Annotated in this window: 27 protein-coding genes; 9 read left to right on the forward strand and 18 right to left on the reverse strand. The window is 37.3% G+C overall.

Going from position 1 to position 25,485, the window contains the following annotated elements; genetic code table 11:
- Positions 1 to 98 precede the first annotated feature (98 nt).
- The 10 genes from MKY26_RS16465 to mobA all read right to left on the reverse strand — a co-directional run bounded on the left by MKY26_RS16465 (position 99) and on the right by mobA (position 9,336).
- Complete coding sequence (locus MKY26_RS16465; RefSeq protein WP_095371488.1) at positions 99 to 1,115, reverse strand: ABC transporter ATP-binding protein; 1,017 nt, start codon at positions 1,113 to 1,115, stop codon at positions 99 to 101.
- A complete protein-coding gene (locus tag MKY26_RS16470; protein WP_095373578.1) occupies positions 1,112 to 2,095 on the reverse strand; it encodes an ABC transporter ATP-binding protein in 984 nt (327 codons plus the stop codon). Before MKY26_RS16470 ends, MKY26_RS16465 begins: the two co-directional genes overlap by 4 nt.
- An 8-nt stretch (positions 2,096 to 2,103) precedes the next feature.
- Positions 2,104 to 3,642, reverse strand: coding sequence for an ABC transporter substrate-binding protein (locus tag MKY26_RS16475; protein ID WP_095373577.1), 1,539 nt, complete (start codon positions 3,640 to 3,642; stop codon positions 2,104 to 2,106).
- Positions 3,643 to 3,661: 19 nt separating this feature from the next.
- A complete protein-coding gene (locus tag MKY26_RS16480) occupies positions 3,662 to 4,555 on the reverse strand; it encodes an ABC transporter permease (protein ID WP_095371487.1) in 894 nt (297 codons plus the stop codon).
- 21 nt (positions 4,556 to 4,576) lie between these two features.
- On the reverse strand, positions 4,577 to 5,518 hold the full coding sequence (nikB, locus tag MKY26_RS16485) for a nickel ABC transporter permease (protein WP_095371486.1): 942 nt from the start codon (positions 5,516 to 5,518) through the stop codon (positions 4,577 to 4,579).
- Between the two features lie 561 nt (positions 5,519 to 6,079).
- Positions 6,080 to 6,523 (reverse strand): Lrp/AsnC family transcriptional regulator, encoded by a 444-nt coding sequence (locus tag MKY26_RS16490; RefSeq protein ID WP_224936847.1) that lies wholly within the window; start codon positions 6,521 to 6,523, stop codon positions 6,080 to 6,082.
- A 471-nt stretch (positions 6,524 to 6,994) separates the two neighbouring features.
- Positions 6,995 to 8,014 carry a thiazole biosynthesis adenylyltransferase ThiF gene (locus MKY26_RS16495; RefSeq protein WP_095371485.1) on the reverse strand — a complete coding sequence of 340 codons (1,020 nt, stop codon included), beginning with the start codon at positions 8,012 to 8,014 and terminating at the stop codon, positions 6,995 to 6,997.
- A gap of 4 nt (positions 8,015 to 8,018) precedes the next feature.
- A complete protein-coding gene (gene moaD, locus MKY26_RS16500) occupies positions 8,019 to 8,252 on the reverse strand; it encodes a molybdopterin converting factor subunit 1 (protein ID WP_095371484.1) in 234 nt (77 codons plus the stop codon).
- On the reverse strand, positions 8,245 to 8,709 hold the full coding sequence (locus MKY26_RS16505) for a molybdenum cofactor biosynthesis protein MoaE (protein ID WP_095371483.1): 465 nt from the start codon (positions 8,707 to 8,709) through the stop codon (positions 8,245 to 8,247). The genes moaD and MKY26_RS16505 overlap by 8 nt, the downstream gene beginning before the upstream one ends.
- A 30-nt stretch (positions 8,710 to 8,739) precedes the next feature.
- Positions 8,740 to 9,336, reverse strand: a complete 597-nt coding sequence (mobA, locus tag MKY26_RS16510) for a molybdenum cofactor guanylyltransferase (protein WP_218971977.1) — start codon at positions 9,334 to 9,336, stop codon at positions 8,740 to 8,742.
- Positions 9,337 to 9,491: 155 nt separating this feature from the next.
- On the opposite strand from mobA, the gene MKY26_RS16515 reads away from it, so the two are divergent.
- The 5 genes from MKY26_RS16515 to bshB2 all read left to right on the forward strand — a co-directional run bounded on the left by MKY26_RS16515 (position 9,492) and on the right by bshB2 (position 12,405).
- Positions 9,492 to 9,692 (forward strand): helix-turn-helix transcriptional regulator, encoded by a 201-nt coding sequence (locus MKY26_RS16515; protein ID WP_095371481.1) that lies wholly within the window; start codon positions 9,492 to 9,494, stop codon positions 9,690 to 9,692.
- Complete coding sequence (gene def / locus MKY26_RS16520) at positions 9,676 to 10,233, forward strand: peptide deformylase (protein ID WP_307316458.1); 558 nt, start codon at positions 9,676 to 9,678, stop codon at positions 10,231 to 10,233. Before MKY26_RS16515 ends, def begins: the two co-directional genes overlap by 17 nt.
- Positions 10,234 to 10,338: 105 nt before the next feature.
- Positions 10,339 to 11,166, forward strand: a complete 828-nt coding sequence (gene pdxK / locus MKY26_RS16525) for a pyridoxine/pyridoxal/pyridoxamine kinase (RefSeq protein ID WP_095371479.1) — start codon at positions 10,339 to 10,341, stop codon at positions 11,164 to 11,166.
- Between the two features lie 192 nt (positions 11,167 to 11,358).
- Positions 11,359 to 11,712, forward strand: coding sequence for a YojF family protein (locus MKY26_RS16530; RefSeq protein ID WP_370873353.1), 354 nt, complete (start codon positions 11,359 to 11,361; stop codon positions 11,710 to 11,712).
- Between the two features lie 21 nt (positions 11,713 to 11,733).
- On the forward strand, positions 11,734 to 12,405 hold the full coding sequence (gene bshB2, locus MKY26_RS16535) for a bacillithiol biosynthesis deacetylase BshB2 (protein WP_095371477.1): 672 nt from the start codon (positions 11,734 to 11,736) through the stop codon (positions 12,403 to 12,405).
- Positions 12,406 to 12,466: 61 nt separating this feature from the next.
- On the opposite strand, the gene MKY26_RS16540 is transcribed toward bshB2, so the two are convergent.
- Both MKY26_RS16540 and MKY26_RS16545 read right to left on the reverse strand, forming a co-directional pair.
- Entirely contained in the window at positions 12,467 to 12,979 is a 513-nt protein-coding gene (locus tag MKY26_RS16540; protein WP_095371476.1) for an SRPBCC family protein, read from the reverse strand.
- Positions 12,980 to 13,096: 117 nt separating this feature from the next.
- Positions 13,097 to 14,161, reverse strand: coding sequence for a PQQ-dependent sugar dehydrogenase (locus MKY26_RS16545; protein ID WP_341098165.1), 1,065 nt, complete (start codon positions 14,159 to 14,161; stop codon positions 13,097 to 13,099).
- 96 nt (positions 14,162 to 14,257) lie between these two features.
- On the opposite strand from MKY26_RS16545, the gene MKY26_RS16550 reads away from it, so the two are divergent.
- The 3 genes from MKY26_RS16550 (at position 14,258) to MKY26_RS16560 (ending at position 18,518) form a co-directional block, all read left to right on the forward strand.
- Positions 14,258 to 15,577: a short-chain fatty acid transporter gene (locus tag MKY26_RS16550; RefSeq protein WP_095371475.1), complete on the forward strand. Its 1,320-nt coding sequence runs from the start codon at positions 14,258 to 14,260 to the stop codon at positions 15,575 to 15,577.
- A gap of 438 nt (positions 15,578 to 16,015) precedes the next feature.
- Positions 16,016 to 16,810: a MerR family transcriptional regulator gene (locus MKY26_RS16555; RefSeq protein ID WP_095371474.1), complete on the forward strand. Its 795-nt coding sequence runs from the start codon at positions 16,016 to 16,018 to the stop codon at positions 16,808 to 16,810.
- Complete coding sequence (locus MKY26_RS16560; RefSeq protein ID WP_095371473.1) at positions 16,785 to 18,518, forward strand: ABC transporter ATP-binding protein; 1,734 nt, start codon at positions 16,785 to 16,787, stop codon at positions 18,516 to 18,518. Before MKY26_RS16555 ends, MKY26_RS16560 begins: the two co-directional genes overlap by 26 nt.
- Positions 18,519 to 18,554: 36 nt before the next feature.
- Here the strand turns inward: MKY26_RS16560 and MKY26_RS16565 are convergent, their stop codons facing one another.
- Genes MKY26_RS16565 through MKY26_RS16575 form a run of 3 tightly spaced genes read right to left on the reverse strand, consistent with a single transcriptional unit; the run spans position 18,555 to position 21,229 of the window.
- Positions 18,555 to 19,574 carry an ABC transporter ATP-binding protein gene (locus MKY26_RS16565; protein ID WP_095371472.1) on the reverse strand — a complete coding sequence of 340 codons (1,020 nt, stop codon included), beginning with the start codon at positions 19,572 to 19,574 and terminating at the stop codon, positions 18,555 to 18,557.
- Between the two features lie 45 nt (positions 19,575 to 19,619).
- Positions 19,620 to 20,417: an ABC transporter permease gene (locus MKY26_RS16570; protein ID WP_341098169.1), complete on the reverse strand. Its 798-nt coding sequence runs from the start codon at positions 20,415 to 20,417 to the stop codon at positions 19,620 to 19,622.
- A gap of 8 nt (positions 20,418 to 20,425) precedes the next feature.
- A complete protein-coding gene (locus tag MKY26_RS16575; protein ID WP_341098172.1) occupies positions 20,426 to 21,229 on the reverse strand; it encodes an ABC transporter permease in 804 nt (267 codons plus the stop codon).
- Between the two features lie 206 nt (positions 21,230 to 21,435).
- On the opposite strand from MKY26_RS16575, the gene MKY26_RS16580 reads away from it, so the two are divergent.
- Complete coding sequence (locus tag MKY26_RS16580) at positions 21,436 to 22,776, forward strand: YjiH family protein (protein WP_095371469.1); 1,341 nt, start codon at positions 21,436 to 21,438, stop codon at positions 22,774 to 22,776.
- Positions 22,777 to 22,840: 64 nt separating this feature from the next.
- On the opposite strand, the gene MKY26_RS16585 is transcribed toward MKY26_RS16580, so the two are convergent.
- From MKY26_RS16585 to MKY26_RS16595, 3 genes are all read right to left on the reverse strand, one after another.
- The gene (locus MKY26_RS16585; RefSeq protein WP_341098175.1) at positions 22,841 to 23,173 is read right to left on the reverse strand and encodes a hypothetical protein; all 333 of its coding nucleotides are present in this window, start codon (positions 23,171 to 23,173) and stop codon (positions 22,841 to 22,843) included.
- A gap of 130 nt (positions 23,174 to 23,303) precedes the next feature.
- Positions 23,304 to 23,780: a Cys-tRNA(Pro) deacylase gene (ybaK, locus tag MKY26_RS16590; protein WP_095371467.1), complete on the reverse strand. Its 477-nt coding sequence runs from the start codon at positions 23,778 to 23,780 to the stop codon at positions 23,304 to 23,306.
- A 41-nt stretch (positions 23,781 to 23,821) separates the two neighbouring features.
- Positions 23,822 to 25,483: a glycoside hydrolase family 13 protein gene (locus tag MKY26_RS16595; protein WP_341098178.1), complete on the reverse strand. Its 1,662-nt coding sequence runs from the start codon at positions 25,481 to 25,483 to the stop codon at positions 23,822 to 23,824.
- Positions 25,484 to 25,485: the final 2 nt, after the last annotated feature.

Genomic DNA, 25,485 nt, shown 5'->3' on the forward strand with positions numbered 1-25,485 from the left:
ATCAATATGTTAATTATCTTGATTATTCTTACACAAATGTTAACCTACAATAAAAACACGAGATGCTAGCTAACAGCACCTCGCTCTTCAAAGGAATTTCACTTCGCTTCTTTAAAAATAGATTCCCCAGCAAAATGACAAGCTGCATAATGTTCCTCACCGTACTCTCTCCATTGAGGCTTCTCTTCCATACATTGTGTCCTCGCTATTGGGCAACGTGTATGAAAGGGACAACCAGAAGGAGGATCTGCCGGATTCGGTAAATCACCTTGTAATCTTATTCTATTTCGTTTCTTTTCAATAGAGGGTCTAGGAATAGCAGAAAGTAATGCTTGTGTATAGGGATGTAGAGGAGCATTATATAAATCCTCTACCTTTCCCTCCTCAACCGTATTCCCTAAATACATCACTAGTACTCTATCGCAAAAATAACGAACAACACCTAAGTCATGAGAAATAAACATATAAGATAGTTGATACTTTTGCTGTAAGGTTTTCAATAACTTTAACACCTGTGCTTGGACAGATACGTCGAGAGCAGATACTGCCTCGTCACAAATGATAAAGGATGGATTTAAACAGATGGCACGTGCAATCCCAATTCTCTGCCTTTGTCCACCACTGAATTCATGAGGAAAACGATCATAATGCTCTTCTTTTAAGCCTACTTCTTTTAATAAATCTAAAACCGCTAACTTTTTTTCTTTACTGGACATAGATGTATGTATGGAAAAAACCTCTGCTATAGCTGGACCTATTTTTTGTCTAGGATTTAAAGAAGCAAAGGGATCTTGGAAGATCATTTGCATTTCTTTCACAAATTTAAGCTTTTCTTTTTTTCTTAATGATTGTATTTCGGTCTCTTTGAATTTAACTGTCCCGGCCGTTAATTCTTCTAATCCTAGAATGGCTTTTCCTAACGTCGATTTTCCACACCCTGACTCTCCTACAACACCTAAACTTTCACCTTCATATAATTTAAAAGAAACATTTTCTACTGCTTTCACATGAGATTGTACCCTTTGCAACAAACCACCCTTGATTGGGTAGTACTTCTTTAACTGGTTAATTTCAAGAAGGGTCTTTTTTCTCCCATTATCATTTGCGACACTCATGGATTTGTTACCTCCTCTGCTTCAAGCCAGCAACTCACCGAATGAGAGTGAGACAAATCAAAGGCAGGTGGCTCTTGTTGTTTACATGTTTCCATGGCAAATTTACAACGGTCGTGGAATCGGCAACCTTGAATTTGTTGATTTAAACTAGGTAAAGAACCAGGAATAGCTTCAAGTTCAAAGTCAGGTTTGTCTACATCTGGTACAGAATTTAACAGTCCAACGGTATAAGGATGTTTTGGATGATTAAAAATCTCCTCTACTGTCCCTTCTTCTACCTTTTTCCCTGCATACATAACCATTACTCTGTCAGCTACTTCTGCAACAACACCCATATCATGAGTCACCATGATTACGCCCATATGATATTCTTGCTTTAAATCATTAATCAAATCTAGAATTTGCGCTTGAATCGTCACATCTAACGCAGTCGTCGGTTCATCTGCAATCAGTAATCCGGGGTTACATGACAACGCAATCGCGATCATTACCCTTTGACGCATGCCTCCACTTAATTCATGTGGATATTGACTCATTCTTTTCTCAGGATAAGGAATACCCACACTTTTCAGAAGATCAATTCCCTTTTTATGGGCTTCTTTTTTAGATAATTTCTCATGAATTATTAGAGGTTCTCTTAACTGATAGCCTATCGTTAAAACAGGATTCAGCGCTGTCATCGGTTCTTGAAATATCATCGAGATTTGGTTGCCACGAATCTGTCTCATTTGTTCAGCTGTATGACTTTGAATAGCCTCTCCCTCATACTTAATTTCTCCACTTGCAATTCTACCGTTACTAGGTAACAATCCAATAATTGAGAGAGAAGTTATACTTTTACCACAGCCCGATTCGCCAACAATACATAATGTCTCACCCTTATTTAGCGAGAATGAAACATCGCGGACAGCAGGTAAATACCCGTCTGCTGTCCGAAACTCTGTAATCATATTTTTCACTTCTAGTAAAGCCTCTCCCATTGTTGCACCTACTTTCTTGTTACTTCTGATAGATTCCATTTACCAGTTGCTTCTAAAAGTAGACCTTCATAAGATTGATCCATTGCAGCTGTTACGATGGAGTGATACATAATAACGACTGCATCGTCATCTAACATTAAGCGATTAGCTTGATCTAATAGTTCTAACCGTTTATCTTGGTCTGTTGTTGTTCTCGATTCATCTACTAATTGATCAAATGCTTCGTTACTATATTGTGCTCTATTTGATGCACCTACATTATCAGTGTGGAAATTAGGATAAAATAATTCTGAGCCATCAGCCGTTAAGTTAGACCAGCTTAAGAAGGTTAAATCAAAGTTCCCTTGTCTTGCCGTATCTAGGAATGAAGCCCATTCCATTGACTCAATTTCGATGTTAAACCCGGCCTCTGACAATTGCGCTTGAACGATTTCAGCCATCAGTAAGAAATTACTTCTATTTGGTGTTAATAACTTATACGTTTTCTCTCCAAATCCATTTTCCTCTACTAAACTTTTAGCCTTTTCTAAATCATAAGGTGTACCTGCTTCAGCAGCAGATTCTACGTACCCAAATACTTTTGGCCCTATGACACTATCACTGCGAATGCCTAACCCATTCATTTTTGAAACAACAGCATCCCGGTCAATCGCGCTAGCAAAAGCTTCACGTAATTTTGCATCTTGGTATTCTTCTTTTCCATGATTCACAGTGAAATAGTATTCTGGTGTCCCATCCACCTTTTCAACTGTTACATTCTTAAGACTTTCAATTCTTTCAATCTGTTCCATAGGAAGGTTATCAATAAATTGTACTTCTCCTGTTTGTAACATCGAGATTGCTGTTGATATTTCTGGAACAACTTTAAAAATTAATTGTTGAATCGCAGGTGCGCCATCACGATAGTCTTCATTTGCTTCTAATACGACTTGATCCCCTGGTACCCATTTCGCAAATTTGAATGGCCCTGTACCGACAGGCTCTTTATTTAAATCTCCCTCTTTATCAGCTGTTGGGCTTACAATGGCTGCATTAGAATGTGACAGTGCCGCTAGAAAAGGACCGTATGGATATTTAGTTTTGATTTCAACTGTGTAATCGTCAATCACATTAATAGATTCAACCGGCTCCATTAGTGAAGCTCGTGGGGCTGCTGTCTCTGGATCTCTTAATTTATCAAAAGTATATTTAACAGCTTCTGCATTAAAGTCTGTTCCATCATGGAACTTAACTCCTTCTTTTAATTTAATCAGCCAAGTGTTCTCGTCTGGATTTTCATAAGATTCAGCTAATTTAGGTTCTATTTCCATTGTTTCTGTATTTCTATCAAACAACTTTTCATACACATGGTCAGTCACATTAGCTGATGCACTATCATTTGTCATAATAGGTGATAGCCCTACTGCATCTGATAGTGAAGCATATGTAAATGTATCGATTTTACCGTTCCCTTCACCCTCCCCACTTGCCGGTTCATTACCGCTTGAACAAGCAGATACAATCATTAATGTGAATATCGCTAGTATTGCTAATAACTTTTTCCTCATTCTTAATTCCCCCCAAATTTTATACATTCATATTAGGATCAATGGCATCTCGTAATCCATCCCCTAATACATTAAAAGCAAATACAGTTAACATGATGGCAATCCCAGGTACAATCGTTAGATGTGGAGATGACCACATAAAAGCCTGTCCTTGCGAAATCATTGATCCCCATTCAGGGGTAGGTGGTTGTGCACCTAAGCCTAAATAGCTTAATGCAGCTGTTGAAAGAATAGCCGTAGCCATTCGCATTGTGGCAAAAACTATAATAGGCGCAAAACAATTTGGTAATATATGTTTAATCATAATACGAAGATCTGAAGCACCTACCGATTTCATGGCCATAATATATTCTTTTTCCTTTATCGATAAAACGGACCCTCGCACAATTCGTGCACAGGAAGGTATCGACCAAATACTTATAGCGATAGCTACATTTACTAAACTTGTACCGAGTACAGCAATAATGAGCATAGCAAGTAAAATCCCTGGGAATGAAAATAATAAATCGACAAATCTCATAATAATGCCATCTAATTTTTTGTAATATCCACCAAGTAAACCTAGCGTAACGCCACCAAGAAGGCCGAGCACTACAGCTACGATCCCTACTAATAGAGAAATTTGTGAGCCATAAACAATTCGGCTCCAAACATCTCTTCCATAATTGTCTGTGCCTAACCAATGACCCTCACTAAATACAGGTAATTCACTAGCTGATAGGTCCTGCTTCACGGGATCGTGGGTTGCAATAATAGGTGCCAACAACGCCATGGCGATTTGAAGAATGATAATGATTAACCCTAGAACCGCTAACTTATTTCGTAGCAACCTTTTTATAATTAACAACCACTCATTATCCTTTTTCGGTGTTACTGCTACTGGACTATTCGTTGCCTGAACAACCTCTGGCATCAGTTTTTCCTCCCTTCGTCATTACTGATATTTAATCCTTGGATCAATATATGTATAAACCACATCAACGACTAAATTCACAACAACAAAGAGTGTAGCTACTAAAAGAACAGAGCCTTGTACCATCGGAAAATCTCTAGCTGCTATGGCGTCAATCATTAGCCTACCTACACCATTAATCGCAAATACTTTTTCAGTGATAATGGTCCCTCCTAATAGCGAACCAAAGTTCACACCAATCACTGTCAAAACAGGAATCATCGCATTTTTTAATGTATGAATCCATATAACTTCGCGTTCTTTTACACCTTTTGCTCTTGCTGTTCTTACATAATCTGCCCTTACTACTTCAAGCATAGATGATCTCGTCATTCTAGCAATCATCGCAGCTGCCCCTGTCCCTAAAGTGATTGCAGGTAAGATTAATTCCTTCACCCCTTCAATGGTATACCATGGTGAAGATAACCCACCGACCGGGAGTAGTTGTAAGTTAACGGAAAATATAAGGATAAGGACAGCACCCATCCAAAAGTTCGGTATAGAGATACCCGCAAGAGCAAAGGTTGTTGACCCTACATCTAGCCAAGAATTTTGTTTAAGAGCTGATATCAACCCTGTTAAAATACCAATAACAATGGCGACAATCATACTGGCAATTGCTAACTTTAGCGTATTTGGCAGTCTTACCCCAATCGCCTCAGCTACAGACTGTTGGTTTTGATATGAATATCCTAAATCACCTTGTACAAGATCTACTACATAGCGACCATATTGTGTAAGAAAAGGGTCATCTAAACCAAGATTATCTCTTATCGCCTCCACATCTTCTTTTGATGCTGTTGGCCCTCCAATCATTGATGCCGGGTCACCAGGCGCCAAATACATGGATGAGAATACAAGAAAGGAAATACCAAATAGTAGAATCACAAGTTGAAAAAATCTTCTGAATATAAATCCGACCAATTTCACCCCTCCTTCGAAATCATTTGTTAATCATTTTCCTTTTTTTAATTACTAAATGTTTAAAATAATTTAAAAATGATTATAAAACATAAATATACAAAATTCTATATATTTTTTCATTTTTTTAAATTATTTTTTATTTCAATTTCCTTTTGTTTTCATTATTTTACAAATATGTTCATTATGTAACTTAAGTATAATTATTTATTATCTTTTAGTTATCGATAGGTAAAGCGTTTTCAAAAACAAAAGGTAATTTACCAATTTCTTGTCCCACACAAAAAAAAGACCCGCCAGTGGCGAGTACCTGTTTTTCAAAAAATATTTAAGTTTAATAGGGTATCAAATCTCGTTGATCAGGAATCTAGCAAAGTTAGGAGGTTTTCTTTTCAGAAGACGGACAAATTGGTTGGTGCTGTTCAGCTATCTTTTCGGTTGTTCCGAAGTTGGACGTGCTACTTGGAATTACCTCCGCTATCTATCAGAATGTCTAATCAGAAGTTCCAATTGGCTTAATTGTTATTATCGCAGCTTGCATTCGATACAAAATAAGCAATGTTACTACAATTTTAACCCGCGACGACTTTTAAATCTTCTTAGCAATATGTTACTTTCCACACGCGTAATGCCATCTAGGGCATATAATTCTTCGTTAATAAACCTCTCAAGTGCATCAAAGTTATCTACTAACACATGTGTATGTAAAGTAGAGGGGCCGGTCATTTGGTAACAACTAGCAACACTTGCATTCTCCGCCAACGCCTCGGCTACTTTCACTAACGAACTCGGTTCACAATCAATCTCAAAAAAAGCGGAAACTTCTTTCCCTGCCTTGCCACTATTAATCACAACTGTAAACTGTTCAATCACACCATCTTCAACAAGTTTAGACACTCTTTCCCTTACGGCTACTCGGGAAAGACCTAATTGTTTACCAATATCAACATAAGACATTCTACCATTTTCAATTAATAAATCTAATATCTTCTTATCGACCTGATCCAAAAAAACACCACCTTCTCTTTTGACTATGTAAAAAATGAAATTAACCTGTATATTTAATTATCATATCAAACAGAAATTATCAAATACTATTTACGCTGTTGTCTCATTTAATGATTTTTTTATGAAAACAGCGTTACACAGTTAGCGATATGAGAGACAATGATTCAATCTTTTTTATACCACCTCCGACGGTATACACGGAATTGTAATAATATACGGTGTACAGATTCGTTTTGTTTCCTTTCTGTGTTTGCTTCTGACCGAACTTCAAATCGCTTTAACTCGACACTCAATTCAGTTTTCGATCTAAAATAACCTGCGTTGGTTGAGATTTCCCGTTTCCCCACTCTACTTATTGGACTTCTTATATGTTATGTTCATATCGGCAATAACACCCACCATGTTGTTTGTTTTTGGCTCCTTAAAAGCAAACAAGAAAAACCGCTCTTCAAACAGAAGATGCGGTTCTTATTAACCTAATAATTTTTGGTAGATGGAGCGTGCTTGTGCCAGGTCTTTTGTTCCGTGGATGAGTGCCCGACCATCTTGGAAGATTACAACTCTTTCTGGTTTCAGATCAATTGACAAAAGGTACGGGTTCCCTTTCGTGTCATAGCCCGACACCTTCATTTGTTGAGATAGCCTTTGCAAGTCTAATTGCTGGACAGTCGATGGCCTCACTTGCACCGTATCTCTTCCACAAAGTACAGTCGTCTTTGTTAAGTTTTCTTGTTGGAGAAACGGATAGGTCGGTGCCTCCCCACATGATAAGCAACCTGTATCCTTTATTTTAGCAACCTTTATATTCGAATATTGATTTCGCCACATGTCAAAGCTTGTAAAAGTCGTGCGAATGGCATCTAAGTCACCTACCAATATCTTGAGTGCTTCTGCGGTTTGATGAGCGATAACCATTTGCACAGCAGGAGCTATAATTCCACCTGTATCACAGGTCATACCTTGAATAGGAATCTTCTTCAACAAGCAATGCAGACAGGGTGTCACACCAGGAATAATGGTTAAACTCATTCCAAAGCTGCCGACACATGCACCATAAATCCATGGAATGTGATGTTTTTGTGATATATCATTTAAGAGCATTCGCGTTTCAAAATTATCTGTCGCATCAAGAATTAAATCAACTTCACTAACGAGATCTTCTAACAAAGACGGCACAGCATCAGCTACCATCGCCACCACTTCAACTTCTGAATTAATCGCCATTAGTCTCTTCTTAGCAGCAATAGCTTTAGGCAACTTCTCTTTTACATCCTCTTCCGTATAAAGCTGTTGTCTTTGGAGATTACTTGCTTCTACGTAGTCGCGGTCAATGATGGTTAACTTGCCTACACCCGAGCGAACTAACACTTCAGCATTGCCAGAACCAAGTGCCCCCGCCCCTATCATTAAGACATGCTTACGCCCAATGAGTGATTGCCCTTTTTCACCAATGGGAGAAAATAATAATTGCCTTGAGTATCTATCATTCATTACATTAGCCTCCACTAACTGGCGGAATAAAGGCAATCGTATCCCCTTCTTGAATCACATCATCATCTTCAGCAAACTCTTCGTTGATCGCTGTCATGACACTATCAATTGATGATAAACCATACGTTTCATGTACTTCTTGTTTTAACGCTAATACGCTCTTACCTTTCGCCTCTATTTGTAAACTTTCCACACCAACTTCATCCTTTAAATGAGCAAAAAACAATACATTATTCATCTAGATGTTTCGCCTCCGGTTTCCCTTCAGGATAAGATACTTTTTCCAATTGGTCGCCAATCCATTCTTGTCCATCTTCCCAATGTTCTTTTTTCCAAATGGGTACGATTTCTTTAATACGTTCAATGGCATATCGGTTTGCTTCATAAGCATCAGCACGATGAGGTGTCGAGACAGCAATCACAACAGCAACGTCCGTTATATCTAATTTACCTACTCTATGCACTATTGCTACTTCGGCTCCTTGCCATCGCTCCCTAATTTCCGTGCCAATTTGCTCAAGCTTTTTTATAGCCATACTTTCATATGCCTCATATATTAAAAACAAAGTCTTCTTACCTTTAGTTAATTCTCTTACTGTTCCAATAAACGTCGTAATAGCGCCTGCGTTTCTTTGTACGACATGATCAATTACTTCTTGTATATTGATTGGCTCTTTTGAAATTCCAAACTTCATTTTAACACCTCGCATCTAAGTTCTATTTTATCAATTCTTACTAGAAATTTGTATTGCTTTCCTCCAATCACTCGGGTCATTCATATTGAAGAAGCTTTGTTCAAAATTAACTAGACGATGCCGAGTTACATCTTCTTCTGTTACTTTTTTTACCTTTAACTGATTTAAGAATAACTGTAGCTTCAAATCATTTGCCTCTAAACATTTCTCTACTATTTCCCTTACTCTCTTATGGTAGACAGCAAGAAGTGGATGAATTTGACCATTCACTTCAGGAATAACTGCTGAATAGCCTTCGAGATGGTTTAAAAGCCATTTCATTGTTTCAGCCGTAACAAAGGGCATATCACAAGCAACAATAATATTTTCATCATTTGTAGAATGATATAGGCCAGACTCAATTCCAGCTAACGGACCTTTATTAGGGTAGCGATCACTTACCTTTTTAACAGGGAGGAAATGATAATCTTCTGGTGTATTTGTTACAATAAGAATATCATTCGTTACGGATTGCAACTCCCTTACTAGGCGTTCGATTACTGTTTCCCCATTCACCGCTAACAAAGCTTTATTTTCCCCCATTCTACTCGACTTACCACCCGCTAAAATAATTCCGGTACTCTGCATACTACCACCTTTTTCACCATTCACGTCTATATATACCATTAAAGCGATTTTCCGGCGGCTATGCAATGGATAAAACTGAAAGATAGACAAACGGGAAAATGTTTGTTAATTTAAACAATGTCCAAAACCTTTGACAGGAGAGGCAGGACTACGATTTGAAAAACCGGATAAAACCGCTAAGAATACAGCTGCGCTTAACACAAGAGGCATTAGCAAAGGAATGCAACGTTAGTAGGCAGACCATTAATTGTATTGAAAACGATAAATATGACCCAACTTTAGCGCTCGCCTTCAAAATTGCAAGGTCATTACAGACAAATGTAGAAGAGGTTTTTAACTATGAGGAAAATTTCTAAAGATACGATAATTACCATGAAAGATTTTGTCGATGAAAAGCATGAGATTCTTCATCAACCAATAGAGGATTTAAGGTTACCGGCAACTGAGGAAGATTTAGCGGAGCTACAAGCGATGCTCGTATACTTACGAAATAGTCAGGATGAGAAATTAGCTAAGAAATACAAATTACGCCCTGGCACTGGCTTATCAGCCAATCAAATCGGCATTGCTAAACGAATGTTCGCTGCTAAATATGAAGATGAAAAAGGGCAATCATATGAATACCAATTGATTAACCCGAAGATTATCAGTCATTCAACAAATATTATTTGTATTCCAGAAGGAGAAGGCTGCTTATCAGTTAATCGTGAAGTATTCGGCCAAGTGCCACGTTATGAAAAAATTAAAGTTAGAGCGTATAATGAAAAAGGTGAGGAAGTCACACTCTCTTTTAAAGGATTTGCCTCTATTCTTATGCAACATGAGATCGATCATCTAAACGGTATTATGTTTTACGAGCGAATTGATAAAAATCAACCAATTATAAATAAAATATAACCAGATTCACTATATTAAAATAGAGACCATATACATTTTTAAAATAATTGTTATAATGATGATAAAATGCATGTCTAATCTATCACTCCAGGGAGGAAACGTCAGATGACTATGAAAAAAGTCTTAACTATAGCTGGATCAGATTCTAGTGGTGGTGCGGGGATTCAAGCTGATTTGAAAACTTTTCAAGAGCTTGGTGTGTACGGAATGTCAGCACTTACTACTATTGTAACAATGGACCCTAAAAACGACTGGCATCATAATGTTTTTCCAATTGAAATTAGTACATTAGAGGCTCAAATTGAAACCATCCTTTCTGTTGGCATAGATGCAATGAAAACAGGTATGCTTGGTTCAGTGGAAATTATTGAAACAGCTGCCAAAACAATTAAAGAGAGTGGCGTTCCTGCAGTTATTGATCCAGTAATGGTATGTAAAGGCGAAGATGAAGTACTACATCCTGAAACAGCGGATGCCCTTCGTGAGGTACTCGTTCCTTTAGCAACCGTTGTGACACCAAATCTTTTTGAAGCATCACAACTTGCACAAGTGAAACCGATCAAAACAATTGAAGAAATGAAAAAAGCGGCGGAAAAGATTCATGCACTTGGTCCAAAATATGTCATCATTAAAGGTGGCAGTAAGTTGCAATCTGAAAAAGCCATTGACCTTTTATTTGATGGAGAAAATTTCACAATCTTACAGGCTGAACTGATTAATACGCCTTACATCCATGGGGCAGGGTGCACTTTCTCAAGTGCCATCACTGCTGAACTGGCAAAGGGCAAATCGGTAACAGAAGCAATCGATGTAGCCAAAGATTTTATCACTGCAGCCATTACACATGGATTCAAACTAAATGAATATGTTGGACCAACAATGCACGGTGCTTACCGTACTTTTGGTGCGGATCGTACGAAGGTTGAACAATAATAACATTTTAAGGAGAATGTCTCTCGAGTGAGCATTCTCCTTTTTGTTTCTTGATCAATTCTTCTAATCATGCTGCTCCCTGAGTCACACATTATGCAAAACCACTTTTTTTTTAGTAAAATAAAAGAATCAAATGGATAGCTTAATTCTCATTTTGACAAATTATATAGAAATGCTTTTCGAAAGGGGGAAATGAATTTGGATATCGTCATGAAAGAACAAGTACAGCTGGCTTTGGATGAACGTGCAAATAAGGACGTTTATATCCACCTTGAAACAACAAACGGTGCTTACGCTTCACACTTTGATGAGACTTTCTTTTCATCAGGTGCCTATATTCGTAATGCCAAACTAAAATATATTCATAGTAAAATCGCCGGAAACGGACCTTACAGAATCGGGTTAAAAACTGACATCGGTTGGGTGTATGCGGAAGGCATTACCCATTATGAAATAGATGAACATGATCGCTTATTAATGGCTGGTCATGATTTTAAAGGTAAACTAGCGGTTTCTCTAGAAATTAGCGAAACACCCTTTGAATAAATAGCGGAAGGAGGAAGAATGATGGAAAAAGAAAGACAAGTACTTGTTATTTTTCCTCATCCAGATGATGAGGCATTTGGCGTTTCTGGTACGATTGCCAAGCATATTCAAAATGGCACACCTGTAACTTACGCATGCTTAACACTGGGTGAAATGGGTAGAAATATGGGCGATCCCCCTTTTGCGACAAGAGAATCATTGCCACATATTCGAAAACAAGAGCTTCAAAATGCCGCTAAAGCGATGGGCATAACTGACTTGAGAATGCTTGGTTATCGCGATAAAACGGTTGAATTTGAACCAGAAGATAAACTAGCACAACATATGGGTGAAATCATAGAAGAATTAAACCCCTCTTTGGTCATAACATTCTACCCGGGTTATGCAGTGCATCCAGATCATGATGCAACAGGAGCGGCAGTTATTCATGCCGTTAAAAACCTTCCAAAAGAAAAACGTCCAAAGGTATATTGCGTCGCTTTTTCTAACAATTGTGAGGAAGAAATTGGTGCGGCCGATGTTGTTCATGATGTAACAGAAGTTGCTGACATTAAATTGAATACATTAAAAGCCCATGTCTCACAAACACAGTTAATGATTAAGGAAATGGAAGAAAACCTTAAGAAACAGGACCCTGCTGTGATGGCTAGAATTAACCAAGAACGCTTTTGGACCTATCAATTTGATGAATAAATACTTTTTAAAAAAACAGAACCTCCATATACCGTTGGAAGTTCTGTTTTCTATTAAAAGCTTATTTTGTTTGATTTTCTTCAGGTCTTTCTTCTATCTGTTCGCCTTCTTTGGAGACATCTTCATCAGATATTTCTTTCGTACCTTCAAGCATATTTTTTAAATTCGTTAATTGATAGCCATCTTCACGATGTACCATGTTCACTAAAAATTTACGCAAAAGCTTCATTTTAAATCCTGTTGTTTTAATATTAGCTTCTAAATCAACTTGTGTACCTTCATCCACTTCATCAAAACGATAATAGTATTCTGCGATTAAACCGTTGGAATTGGAACGCGTTGCAAATACTTTATTTGTTTCATATGCTAATACTTCGATTTCAGATGTGATATCGGAAGCACGAACTCTTCTTGTTTCTCTCAGTTTTGTACCAACAGCTAATGGCCCATCATTGATCTTTTCTCTCTTTACTACAAGTGGCATGATCTCATGAATATTATCTATATCGACCATATAGGAAAAAACTTCTTCAACTGGTTTATGAATAATTACGGTTGTGCGAAAGTCAGACATTATGTTTTCTACAACTCCATTCGTTAACTATCTACATTCATTCTTACCATAAAGTTGGGGTCGCTGTCATCTTAGACGAATAGAAGATTAACTGCTGTTCACTTATCGTTTTGCTACTTATCTGATTTTTAATCGATATAACCGATCATCCTGTTCTGCCGGATTGCCGCGGCCGTCTGTATTATTACTGATAAAATACAGATGATCCCCATCGACATAAACATCTCTTACTCTACCTACGTCACTTACTAAAATAGACATTTCATTTGTCTCTAAATTTAACTGCATGACTGCGGTACCTCTTAAACTTGCTATATAAAGATTATTATCTGCATAAGCAATACCTGATGGTGCCCAGGTTGTGTCATCTCCTGAGGTGACGAGTGGGGTAATCATCCCTTCTTTTTCCTCTGTACCCGTAATTTCAGGCCAACCATAATTCCCATGTGCGGTTATTTTATTAATTTCATCATTTGCTGTTGGACCATGTTCACTTGCGTACATTTCTCCTTCATCTGTCCATGCCAAACCTTGAGGATTACGATGACCATAGCTATAAAGATAAGATTCTTTTGAAGGATTATCTTCTGGAATACTGCCATCTTTATTCATCCTTAAAATCTTTCCTGCTAACGAATTTTGATCTTGTGCAAGTTCTGGTTCTGTCGCATCTCCTGTAGTGACATATAATTTATCATCTGGACCAATCGCTAGCCTACCCCCATGATGAAAAGCACCACTCGGAATTTCATCTAAAAGTAAATCCGTTTCCACCCACACCTGTTTTTGATCATCCAATGATAATGTGACAACACGATTTAACGGTTGACCATCGAGCTCGTATGTATAATATGCAATCCCTTTTGTACCATCATCAATTAAAACAAACCCAAGTAATCCTGCTTCTTGTGCCGTTGATAATGATTTCTCTAATTCTACGGGTTGACGAGTTAATTCTCCCCCTTCAATTTTAGCAATTGTACCTGTTCTTTCGGATAAATAGAATACATCATCGCGCTTATTAATTGACCAAGGGATATCAAGGTCTTCTGCCACCACTTCTACCTTTTGCTGATTCGATACATCTACCGATTCTGGTTCTTCATCCATTTCATTGTTAGAATTACAACCCATAAGAATAAGTAGGAAACTTGCAACAAATAAAATAGTCAGTTTCTTCACTAAATCTACATCCTTTCTTTTTTTAAAATCTTGTTATATTAAAGTAATAATTTTCAGAATCATATGATAAAATTCTATCAAAAGGGGGAATGATAGATGAAAATAATTGTTAGCTTTTTTAATCGTTTAATGCAAAGATACTTACCAGACCCATTTCTATTTGTTATCATTTTAACATTTTTAGTGTTTGCACTTGGACTCATATTTACTGATAGTGGTCCATATCAAATGGTCCAATTCTGGGGTGAAGGATTCTGGGGATTATTATCTTTTGCTATGCAAATGGTGCTAGTATTAATTACCGGTCATGTATTAGCAAGCAGCGCTATATTCAAAGCTGGACTGAGTGCATTAGCTTCAAAAGCAAAAACACCTGGGCAAGCTGTTATTATTGTAACAATCATATCATTACTTGCTAGTTGGATTAACTGGGGATTTGGATTAGTCATTGGTGCTTTATTTGCCAAAGAGTTAGCGCGCCATGTAAAAGGAGTCGACTACAGGCTATTAATTGCAAGCGCTTACTCAGGCTTTGTTATATGGCATGGTGGTATTTCAGGATCAACACCGCTAACAATTGCCACTCCAGGTCATTTTTCCGAAGATTTGATTGGGATTATTCCAACAAGCGAAACCATCTTTTCATCATTTAACTTGATTATCACTATCGCACTTTTTATTGTTTTACCTATTGTCAATCGTATCATGCTTCCAGCTAAAGATGATACTGTTACGGTTGATCCAGCGTTATTAAAAGAAGATTTACCTGCAGCGACATTAGAAAGAGATTCCATGACACCAGCAGAGAAATTAGAGAATAGCCAAATACTCTCGTTACTTATTGGCGTGATGGGATTAATCTTCTTATTTTATTATTTTGTTACTAATGGTTTTGCCCTAAATTTAGATATTGTAAACTTTCTTTTTTTATTTCTTGGTATTCTCTTTCATCGTACCCCTCGTCACTTTTTGCAGGCAGTTACGAATGCTGTTAAAGGTGGCAGTGGCATTATTATTCAATTTCCGTTCTATGCAGGAATTATTGGTATGATGACAGCTTCCGGCCTAGCGGCTGTTATATCCAATGGATTTGTTTCCATTGCTAATGAACATACTTTACCATTATTTACTTTCCTGAGTGCAGGTCTTGTCAATATTTTTGTACCATCTGGTGGAGGTCAATGGGCTGTGCAAGCTCCTGTTATGTTAGACGCAGCGATCGCATTGGATGTTTCCATTCCTAAAATCGCAATGGCGGTAGCATGGGGAGATGCTTGGACGAACTTAATACAGCCTTTTTGGGCTTTACCCGCTCTTGCCATCGCAGGTCTAAAAGCAAAAGATATTATGGGCTTTTGTGTACTTACATTAATTGCTAGTGGAATCATTATTTCGTTAGGTTTCTTACTATTATAAACGAACAAATTTACGAAAAGTACTAAGTAGGATTTATGCACCAGTCTGAAGTAATTCGTGATGTAAATCCCTTCAGACTGTGTGATAATTAGATTGGTTAATCCCCATAGTAAAATTATCATTTGTCTAAAGTCTATTTCACCTATTGGTGCATTCCCTTTTACGCTCAACATCGCCTCTTTTTGCTGCCACTTGCATCTACATAACTTCTGCACACTTATCCTCTGCTAGTCATCACCTATAGGATATTTATTAGACCAAAAGATGTGTTTAACAACTCATCTACCGTTTCTTACATTTAATTCTCCAATAAGTGAGGAGAAAGGACCCAATAAATTCGACCGTTTATTGTGTTGAGCAACATCGAATAAGTTTTTTATTTTACCATTGTATCTAACGTAACGTGAGGTTTTATAATACTACATAAGGAGGGCTCTTATGACAAATGATTATTACCGTATTGGAGAGTTTGCTAAGAAAACAAATACGACCATTCGTACATTGCATTATTATGATGAGATTGGCTTATTAAAGCCCGCACGCACTAGCAAAACAGGTGATAGATATTATTCTACAAATGAAATATTAACAGTTCAAAAGATTGTTACTTTAAAATATTTAGGTTATCCATTAAATAAAATACAGAAGCTTCTCAACAACAATGAGTGGGATCTGCAACAATCTCTTTCGTTTCAACGAGAAGAGCTCGTTATCAAAAGACAGCAAATAAATCACATGATTAAAACATTAGACCATGCTCTTTCTATTTTAGAAGAAAATCAAACAGTTGATCCTAATATTTTCATTATGCTCATTAACTCCATTCAAATGGAAGCGGAGCATAAAGAATGGATGAGGAATTTTATCCCTGAGCATATGATTCAAGATATCTACAATATTTCTGATGAAAAACAACAACAATTAAACAAACGAGTCGCTAAAGAATTTGCAAACATAAAAAAGTTGGTGGGCACCGATCATAATGATGAGCATGTCCAATCAGTGGTTGCAGCCATTTGGGATATCCTCTATGACCTTTATCCCAATATAGAGGAAATCATTCTCCGCATAACAGAAATAAATGACGATATTGATCGCCATCTCGCCGAAGCTCCTGTTCTTTTCCCCTCTCCATTTACAGTGGAAGAAGAAGAATGGCTTGCCCAAGCTATCTCCATTTATCTAGAAAAGAAAGGAATGGAAAAAATTGAAGACAAAAAAGAAAACGACTAGTCTGTGGTCATTATTAAAAGGCGCAAATGTACCAAAGTGGATCATAATTGTTGCTTTGCTACTCAGCCTACTTGAAACCGCAGCAGGATTGGTCGTTCCGTTATTCACAGCTAATATGGTCGACCAGTTAGCTACATCTCGCCTTGAACTTTCGCTCATTGCATTATTAGGAGGCGCGTTCATTATCCAAACAATTGCCTCAGGTTTTTCCTTTTATTTAATGACTTATATTGGAGAGAGAATGGTTGCCTCTTTACGAAGGAAACTATGGGAACATTCCATCCATCTCCCAATTCCTTTCTTTGATAAGCATCAATCAGGAGAAACAATGAGCCGAATCACACAAGATACAAATATAGTAAAAACTTTGATTACACAACATATTATTACGTTTATAACGGGAATGATTTCAATCATTGGGGCAATTATTATTCTACTAATGATTGACTGGCGAATGACACTCATCATGCTTATTGCTGTTCCATTAGCCGTTCTTATAATCATGCCGCTCGGGCAAAAAATATATAAAGTCTCTTTATCTACCCAAGATCAAATGGCTGACTTTTCAAGCAACCTTGGTCGGGTCTTATCAGATATTCGACTTGTGAAGGCTTATCAAGCTGAAAAAACGGAGATTGAAAAAGGGAATAAAAACATTCAGCGCTTATTCCAATTTGGTTTAAAGGAAGCAAAAATCCAAGCTGTCGTCTCACCATTTATGACCTTTATTATGATGTTTGTTCTTGTGGTCCTAATTGGATATGGCGGCGTACGAGTCGCTTCAGGGGAATTATCTGCTGGTTCATTAGTAGCTATTATTATTTATATGTTCCAGATTGTTGTTCCATTTACCCAAATGGCTTCCTTCTTTACTGCTTATCAAAAAGCAATGGGTGCAACAGAAAGAATTCAGGATATGTTGAATACACCTACCGAGAATATGAATGAAGGAACAAAAGGGATAATCCATCCAGAGGAGATTACTTTTAACCAACTCCAATTCTCATATAAAGATGACCAGATTATTAAAGATATCAATTTACACATTCCAGCTGGAAAAACAACGGCATTTGTCGGTCCAAGCGGTAGCGGTAAAACGACCCTATTCGCTCTGCTCGAACGCTTTTATGGACCTAATGGCGGCCTTATTCTATTAAATGGTAAGCCAGCAGAGGAGTATGCTCTTGAAAATTGGCGGGAACAAATTGGTTATGTTTCTCAGGAGAGCCCGCTGATGTCTGGCACGATTCGAGAAAACTTAACATATGGCACGAAAAGAGAAATTAGTGAAGAGGAATTACTGCAAGCAACTACACAAGCTCATGCAGCAGAGTTTATAGAGAGATTGCCAAATGGTTTAAACACTGATGTAGGCGAAAGAGGAATTAAACTCTCTGGTGGACAACGCCAACGCATTGCCATTGCTAGAGCCATTATTCGTGATCCAAAAATCCTTTTATTAGATGAAGCCACATCGAATCTTGATAGTTCATCCGAACAACTCGTACAATCAGCTCTCCAAAATTTAATGAAAGGCCGAACAACACTCGTCATTGCACACAGACTGTCAACTATCATTGATGCCGACCAAATTATTGTTCTTGAAAATGGAAAAATCACAGGAAAAGGGACACACGATGAATTGATGCAATCTCACCCTTTATACGTACAACTCGCTACAAAGCAATTAAATATCAGTCAAACTTAAGCTGAGAGAGAGGCATATACCTCTACTCAGCTTCTTTTATGACCTACTTTTAACAGGAATAGGTTGCTCAACACCGTCAAAGCCTTCTTGATAAATACGACTAATAATTGATTCAATTTCAGGCTCTTCGACAGTTAAATCTTTTATATTATGTGTTTGTGTAATTTGTGTGATAACACCCGAAGCAGATATATCTTCTCGATTAAAGCGTATCCAATACTTACCTGCTTCTACTTTAAACACTTCTGCTTTTTCAAGCGTCAATGGCTTAGAATGTTCTTCTAGATCTACTACAAGAGTACGGATTTTCCCAAATCGATTTTTCACTACTGCCATTTCTCCATCATACACTTTCTGCCCGTGATCAATTAATACCATCCTCTTACAAAGTTGCTCGATATCTTCCATATCATGGGTGGTTAAAATAACTGTAATATCGCGTTCTTTATTGATTTCTTTTATAAATGTCCGCATGCGTTCTTTCGCCACTACGTCTAACCCAATCGTTGGTTCATCTAAGAATAAAATGGGAGGATCATGCAGTAAGGAAGCGGCAATGTCAGCACGCATTCTTTGACCTAAAGAGAGTTGCCTGACTGGCGTATTGATGAACTCATCTAACCCAAGAATTTCCGTAAATGTATCCATATTTTCTTTATAGCGGCTATGTGAAACTTGATAAATTTCCTTTAATAATTCGAATGATTCAATCGTTGGTAAATCCCACCATAATTGCGTTCTTTGCCCAAAGACAACACCAATATTTTTTGCATTTGCTTGGCGGTTTTCATAAGGAACAATGCCATTTACTTTAACCGTGCCCGCACTAGGTACAAGAATTCCAGTTAACATTTTAATCGTTGTTGATTTCCCTGCACCGTTAGGTCCGATATATCCGACCATTTCTCCTTTATCCACAGTGAAACTTACATCCTTTACCGCATGCTTCGTATAAAATTCACGTTTTACCAGACTTTTCATGGCACCAAGAAAGCCGGTCTCACGTTTCGCAACTTTAAATTCTTTCATCAACTGATCTACTTCTATGATAGCCATTCTTTACCCTCCACTCTGTTTATGACTGCCAACCTTCACTACGCTTTATGAGCCCGTACTCTTATAACGGCTGAGTCCTAGCATCCAAATGTAATAGGCAATAATGAAGAAAACAATACCAACCAATGGTGAAAAATAACCAATATTTTCTGGAAAGTATGGCGTTTCTTTATCCAAGATAACGCTTGCAGGAAAATAATTCACAAAACCAAAAGGAACAACAAACGCCGTAAACCATTGCACCATTTTTGGATAAATGACTAATGGGTAATTCGTTAAGTTTCTTGCCGGATACATCACTACCCAATAAAATTGCTCCGATTTCGTTGTCCAAAAAGCAAAAGCTGAGATAATCACGAGCAAGCCACCTTGTATAAGGACTCCACCAAGCACTGCAGCTAATAAAAATAGGATATTAGCAATGGTCCAATGAATGTGCAATTCTACACTTACCCAAATAAAAATAAAGATACTAAAAATAAACTGTCCAAAGGATGCCACATCAAATTTCATCGCCATAAAGTGAAAAAAAGGATTAATCGGCCGCACTAAGAAACGATCAAATGTACCGTTCAAAATGTATGTATCAAGACTACGAAAATGGAAAAATAAAATAATGCAAAATCCCCAAGAAAGCACAGCTATCGCAAATAAAAATAACATCTCATAAAAATTCCATGTACCTAACTCCTGAAACTGATAGAGCATTACCCACATTGTTATCGCCGTTCCTGCATACGAGGTCAGCATCCCTACAATCCTCATAAAGAAGGCAAATCGGTATTGCAGCTGGGCCCTTATACCAGCAGCAACAAGTTTAAAATATAAATCAATATATCTCATGAATGTACTTATCCCCCTTGAACAACAACCTTCTGCGATGCTTTATTCCATACTAATCTTAAAAAGATATATGTAACGACCACCCAAAACAACTGAACCCCAATAGAAGTAAGGATCTGATATCCTGAAATCTCACCTATAAAGATTGCATTTGGAATGTAATAAATACCTTGAAAGGGCAAGTATGAGGCAAAGCTCGCGAGCCAACCTGGGAAAAACCACAATGGAATAACCGAACCAGATAGTAATGACATCGCAAAATAAAAGATATCCTCAACTCCGCCGGTTTCTACTAGAAAGAAAGTTAATAATCCAAAGGCCATTTCAATACAATAACGAATTAAAAACCCAATAAAAGCGGCAAATGAAAAAGCTAACCAGATAAGTGGATCGTTAGGTAATGAAAGGTCCATGAAGAAAAATAATATAATATACAAAGGTAATAGTGCAGTAATCATATAGAAAAACACACTGCCAAAGTCTGCGAATAAATAACGTAAAGGCACATCAAAAGGACGCATTAATTCCAATGAAATATCACCCGTACGCACTTTCTCTTGTATTTCCCAGAGAGGAGTCCCAGCCCCGTTTACACCTGAGAGAAATTGACTTACTACAATATATGTAAGCATTGCTTGAAAACTGACGCCACCAGCCTCTTCTCTACCCGCATATAACGCTGTCCAGATAGAACCCCACATTAAAAGAAAGATCACATTAGAACCGAGTCTAGACCAGACATCAAATCGGTACACAGCCGAACGTAGAAAAGACTTTTTGGCAAACGTCCAATACAATCGATAATTGAACATCTACTTCCCACCTGCTTCTTTAAAAATCACGTCATCTGCAAACATTTTAACATAATTTTACTAAGACTCACCCCTTTTAGTTTGACAATTATTAAAATTGACAATAGAATAACATCTCTACCATTTTTAAGTATAAGGTTGGCAATTAATATAGAATGAATTAAAATGTAGTCTGACTTATTTTTATTAGAAGGAGACATCAACTGATGCGTAAATATAAATTATCGGATATGTTGACCTTCCTCATTCCGTCAATTTTAGGTATCTTATTCTTTATGATTCCTATTAGTATTGATGGGGAGGTAACAATTCCTATCGCTATATTATCCGGCTGGATACAGGATTTATTAAATGGATCTATTCCACTTATTATGGTCGTTATTATTGTCCTTACTTTAGTAGGAACTTTGATTGCCAAGATTTCTCCTGCTATATTCAAAAACTCACCCTTTTTAAATAACCTATTCAATGTCACATATGGATGGGTAATTGTCCGCTTCATCGGGGCTGTATTTGCTGTTCTAACATATCTTCAATGGGGAGTTGAAGCAGTTTGGTCTACAGCTACTGGTGGACTTTTATTATTTGATCTATTGCCCGTTTTATTTAGTGTATTTTTATTTGCCGGCTTACTTTTGCCGTTATTAGTCAATTTCGGTCTACTAGAGTTATTTGGTTCTTTACTTACCAAGGTAATGAGACCACTTTTCAAACTACCAGGTCGTTCAGCAGTCGACTGTGTTGCCTCTTGGATTGGAGATGGTACAATCGGAGTGCTTTTAACAAGCAAGCAATACGAAGAAGGCTTTTATACAAAAAAAGAAGCGGCTATTATTGGAACTACTTTTTCTGTTGTGTCTATCACTTTCAGTCTTGTTGTTATTTCTCAAGTTGGCTTAGGGGATTACTTTATTCCTTTCTACTTAACCATACTAGCAACAGGGATCATTGCAGCATTCATTATGCCTCGTATCCCACCACTTTCAAGAAAAGCGGATACTTATTATAAAGAGAAAGCAAAAGAAGCAGATGAGGACATTCCTAAAGGCTATAATTCTTTTACTTGGGGTATTGATTCTGCGATTAATAGAGCAAAGAAAAATAAAGATGTTAAGGCTTTCTTCACCGATGGCTTTAAAAATATTTTAGATATGTGGATGGGTGTTGCACCAATTGTTATGGCCCTCGGCACACTCGCGTTAATTTTAGCTGAATATACGCCTATCTTCACTTGGATAGGAATGCCATTTATTCCTATTTTAGAGCTTTTAGGACTACCTGAAGCTGCTGCCGCATCTGAAACATTATTCGTTGGGTTTGCAGATATGTTTTTACCTTCTGTCATGGGGGCAGGAATAGAAAGTGAAATGACACGGTTTGTCATCGCTGCTCTATCCGTATCACAGCTCATTTATATGTCTGAAGTTGGTGGATTACTACTAGGTTCTAAAATTCCTGTATCTTTCTTTGACTTAGTATTAATTTTTATTCTTAGAACAGTTATTGCTTTACCAGTTATTACATTGGTTGCTCATTTTATTTTTTAACCCCGTTATTCTTTCTCGGGAAATAATTTTATTCGCCACCTGTCATTCCTAACAGGTGGCGTTTTTATATACATTGAATAGATTGAACTTTTGATAGATGTATAACTAAAAAGATCCATCGGTTATGATAAAACCTCCAACCATACAACGTTTGCCCCTTTACGAAGGTTGGACAAAACCAAAGTTGTTCTCCATTTTTAAGCGCCATACAGTGAATACGATATAATCCTTTCACACAAATTTGTTTCAAAATGAATTCAGGTTGTTCTTCAGTTAGATTGGGCATTTTTTTTGGCGGTTTATAAGAAGGGGGCGTTTGCTGGAATGTACCTATATCCATATTTTTTAACAGTTTCCCTTTAATACCTTTTGGTTCATGTACGTTAAAATGACTCATATTAATCACCTCATGCACATCTTATGTGAAAAGTGACTATTTGGCCTCACACCTCTTTAGAAATTACTATAATCCCTATCCAGAAAACAAAAAAATGCCTGCAGTAACATCTTCTGAGGCATTTGGTATTTTATTGAGCGATCTCGTATAATTCTGCACTTGTCATTTTAATGAGGTCTTGCAACGTTAATTCTATCTGAGTACCTAATTTACCCCCACTAACAATCATACTTTTCAAATCCTTTGCTGATGCATCGATAATAGTAGGATATTGTTTTTTCATACCAATTGGTGAACAACCGCCACGAATATAGCCGGTAATCTTCTGAATATCTTTCACATGGATCATTTCAATTTTCTTCTCACCTGACGCCTTAGCAGCCTTTTTCATATCCAGTTCCTTATCGACTGGAATAACAAAGACATAGTTTTGTTTACTTGCACCGACTGTCACTAATGTTTTAAAAACCGTTTGACCTGATTTCCCCGTTTTTTCTGCCACCGAAAGACCATCTATTTTTCCATCCGCGACATCATAAGTCATGATCTCATAGCTTACTTTCGACTGATCTAATAACCGCATCGCATTTGTTTTTCCTTTTGCCATTCATCTACATCTCCTAGAAATAACGAAAAATTTATATTTGCTTATGTTCGATAAACTCTAGCTTCATATGGACGGAGTTCCATTTTCTTAGATAGCGATATATCGCCTTGTGCTTGATAGTTCCATAATAATAGCTTTGAACTATCCCTGACAAGTTGGTGATTTAAATTTAAAGTTACGTTACACTCAGACAGGTTTACTATAACCAGAAACCTCTGTTCTTCATCTTCTCTTGTATAAGCAAAAATCTGTTTATGATTTGGAAAAAGAAGATTATATTCACCCTCAATAAAAGTAGCGTGAGTTTTCCTTAAAGTAATCATCTCTTTGTAAAATTGCAATACAGAATGATTTGAATTTTTTTGGAGAGTAACATTGATTTTAGTATAATTTTCATTTGTCTCCATCCATGGTTTGCCCTCTGTAAAGCCTGCGTTTGAATCAGAACTCCACTGCATAGGTGTACGGCTATTATCACGAGAAGAAGCCCAGATGAGTTTCATAATCTCTTTGTGTGACCAGCCTTTCTGTTGTTTGTCCTTATATAGATGATGAGTGAGGATATCATAATAGGAGGACATCCCTTCGAAGTGCACATTCGTCATGCCTATTTCTTGGCCTTGATAAATAAAAGGTGTACCTTTCATAAAGAAGTACATACATGCTAAGGCTGTGGCGCTTTCATACCAATAATCTTTATCATTTCCCCAAGTTGAAACAATTCTCGGCTTATCATGATTTTCGAGAAATAGAGCATTCCAACCGTCTGAAGCTAGCGCGACTTGCCATTTTGTTAATACTTTTTTCAGAGCAATGATATCCAGGATTGGGTTTTCTTCTGCATCCCATAAACCAAGATGCTCAAATTGAAAGACCATATCCATTTTTCCTTGATCTTTACCAACCCAAAGAAGAGACTCCTCTGCACTAACCCCATTTGCCTCCCCAACCGTAACGACTGGGTACTTCCCATACGTTTCTTTTTTTAATTCTAAAAGCCAATCATGTATTCCAGGTTGATTCATATGCTTCGAGAAAGAAGGAACATATGTCTCTTGATTAGTTGGAGGGATGTCTGGTAATCCTGGGCTTTTCTTGATATGACTAATCGCATCAATTCTAAAGCCGTCTACTCCTTTTTCTAGCCACCAATTGACTGTATCGTATAGTGCATGACGCACCGCTTGATTTTCCCAGTTTAAATCTGGTTGTTTTTTAGAGAATATATGCAAATAATATTCATTCGTTTTTTCATCAAATGTCCATGCAGAACCACCAAATATACTGGCCCAGTTATTCGGCTCTTGCCCATCTTTTCCTTTTCTCCAAATATACCAATCTCGCTTTTTCGATTCCTTGCTAACTTTCGACTCTATAAACCATGCATGCTCATCACTTGTATGGTTTAAAACAAGATCAATAATTAGTCGCATACCTCTTTGATGCACTTCTTCTAATAATTGATCAAAGTCATTCATTGTCCCGTATTCAGCTAGAATTGCTTGATAATTTGAAATGTCATAGCCGTTATCATCGTTAGGAGACTGATATATCGGACAAATCCAAATCAAATCAATCCCAAGTTCTTTTAAATATGATAGGCGTTGAATAATGCCTTGTATATCCCCAATGCCGTCCCCATTTGAATCTTGAAAGCTTCGCGGATAGATTTGATAGGCAATTGCGTTTTTCCACCAAGTCACAT

This window comes from Cytobacillus sp. FSL R7-0680 (assembly GCF_038009245.1).
Lineage (GTDB): Bacteria > Bacillota > Bacilli > Bacillales > Cytobacillaceae > Cytobacillus > Cytobacillus kochii.

Coding starts and splice junctions, on each gene's coding strand:
- MKY26_RS16580 (WP_095371469.1), top strand. CDS start 21,436: ATGCGTAAATATAAATTATCGGATATGTTGACCTTCCTCATTCCGTCA.
- pdxK (WP_095371479.1), top strand. CDS start 10,339: ATGACTATGAAAAAAGTCTTAACTATAGCTGGATCAGATTCTAGTGGT.
- ybaK (WP_095371467.1), bottom strand. CDS start 23,780: ATGGCAAAAGGAAAAACAAATGCGATGCGGTTATTAGATCAGTCGAAA.
- mobA (WP_218971977.1), bottom strand. CDS start 9,336: ATGCAGAGTACCGGAATTATTTTAGCGGGTGGTAAGTCGAGTAGAATG.
- MKY26_RS16495 (WP_095371485.1), bottom strand. CDS start 8,014: ATGAATGATAGATACTCAAGGCAATTATTATTTTCTCCCATTGGTGAA.
- MKY26_RS16470 (WP_095373578.1), bottom strand. CDS start 2,095: ATGGGAGAGGCTTTACTAGAAGTGAAAAATATGATTACAGAGTTTCGG.
- MKY26_RS16565 (WP_095371472.1), bottom strand. CDS start 19,574: ATGGCTATCATAGAAGTAGATCAGTTGATGAAAGAATTTAAAGTTGCG.
- bshB2 (WP_095371477.1), top strand. CDS start 11,734: ATGGAAAAAGAAAGACAAGTACTTGTTATTTTTCCTCATCCAGATGAT.
- moaD (WP_095371484.1), bottom strand. CDS start 8,252: ATGAATAATGTATTGTTTTTTGCTCATTTAAAGGATGAAGTTGGTGTG.
- MKY26_RS16480 (WP_095371487.1), bottom strand. CDS start 4,555: ATGCCAGAGGTTGTTCAGGCAACGAATAGTCCAGTAGCAGTAACACCG.
- def (WP_307316458.1), top strand. CDS start 9,676: ATGAGGAAAATTTCTAAAGATACGATAATTACCATGAAAGATTTTGTC.
- MKY26_RS16585 (WP_341098175.1), bottom strand. CDS start 23,173: ATGAGTCATTTTAACGTACATGAACCAAAAGGTATTAAAGGGAAACTG.
- MKY26_RS16530 (WP_370873353.1), top strand. CDS start 11,359: ATGAATTTGGATATCGTCATGAAAGAACAAGTACAGCTGGCTTTGGAT.
- MKY26_RS16555 (WP_095371474.1), top strand. CDS start 16,016: ATGACAAATGATTATTACCGTATTGGAGAGTTTGCTAAGAAAACAAAT.
- MKY26_RS16550 (WP_095371475.1), top strand. CDS start 14,258: ATGAAAATAATTGTTAGCTTTTTTAATCGTTTAATGCAAAGATACTTA.
- MKY26_RS16570 (WP_341098169.1), bottom strand. CDS start 20,417: ATGAGATATATTGATTTATATTTTAAACTTGTTGCTGCTGGTATAAGG.
- MKY26_RS16575 (WP_341098172.1), bottom strand. CDS start 21,229: ATGTTCAATTATCGATTGTATTGGACGTTTGCCAAAAAGTCTTTTCTA.
- MKY26_RS16540 (WP_095371476.1), bottom strand. CDS start 12,979: ATGTCTGACTTTCGCACAACCGTAATTATTCATAAACCAGTTGAAGAA.
- MKY26_RS16475 (WP_095373577.1), bottom strand. CDS start 3,642: ATGAGGAAAAAGTTATTAGCAATACTAGCGATATTCACATTAATGATT.
- MKY26_RS16505 (WP_095371483.1), bottom strand. CDS start 8,709: ATGAAGTTTGGAATTTCAAAAGAGCCAATCAATATACAAGAAGTAATT.
- MKY26_RS16465 (WP_095371488.1), bottom strand. CDS start 1,115: ATGAGTGTCGCAAATGATAATGGGAGAAAAAAGACCCTTCTTGAAATT.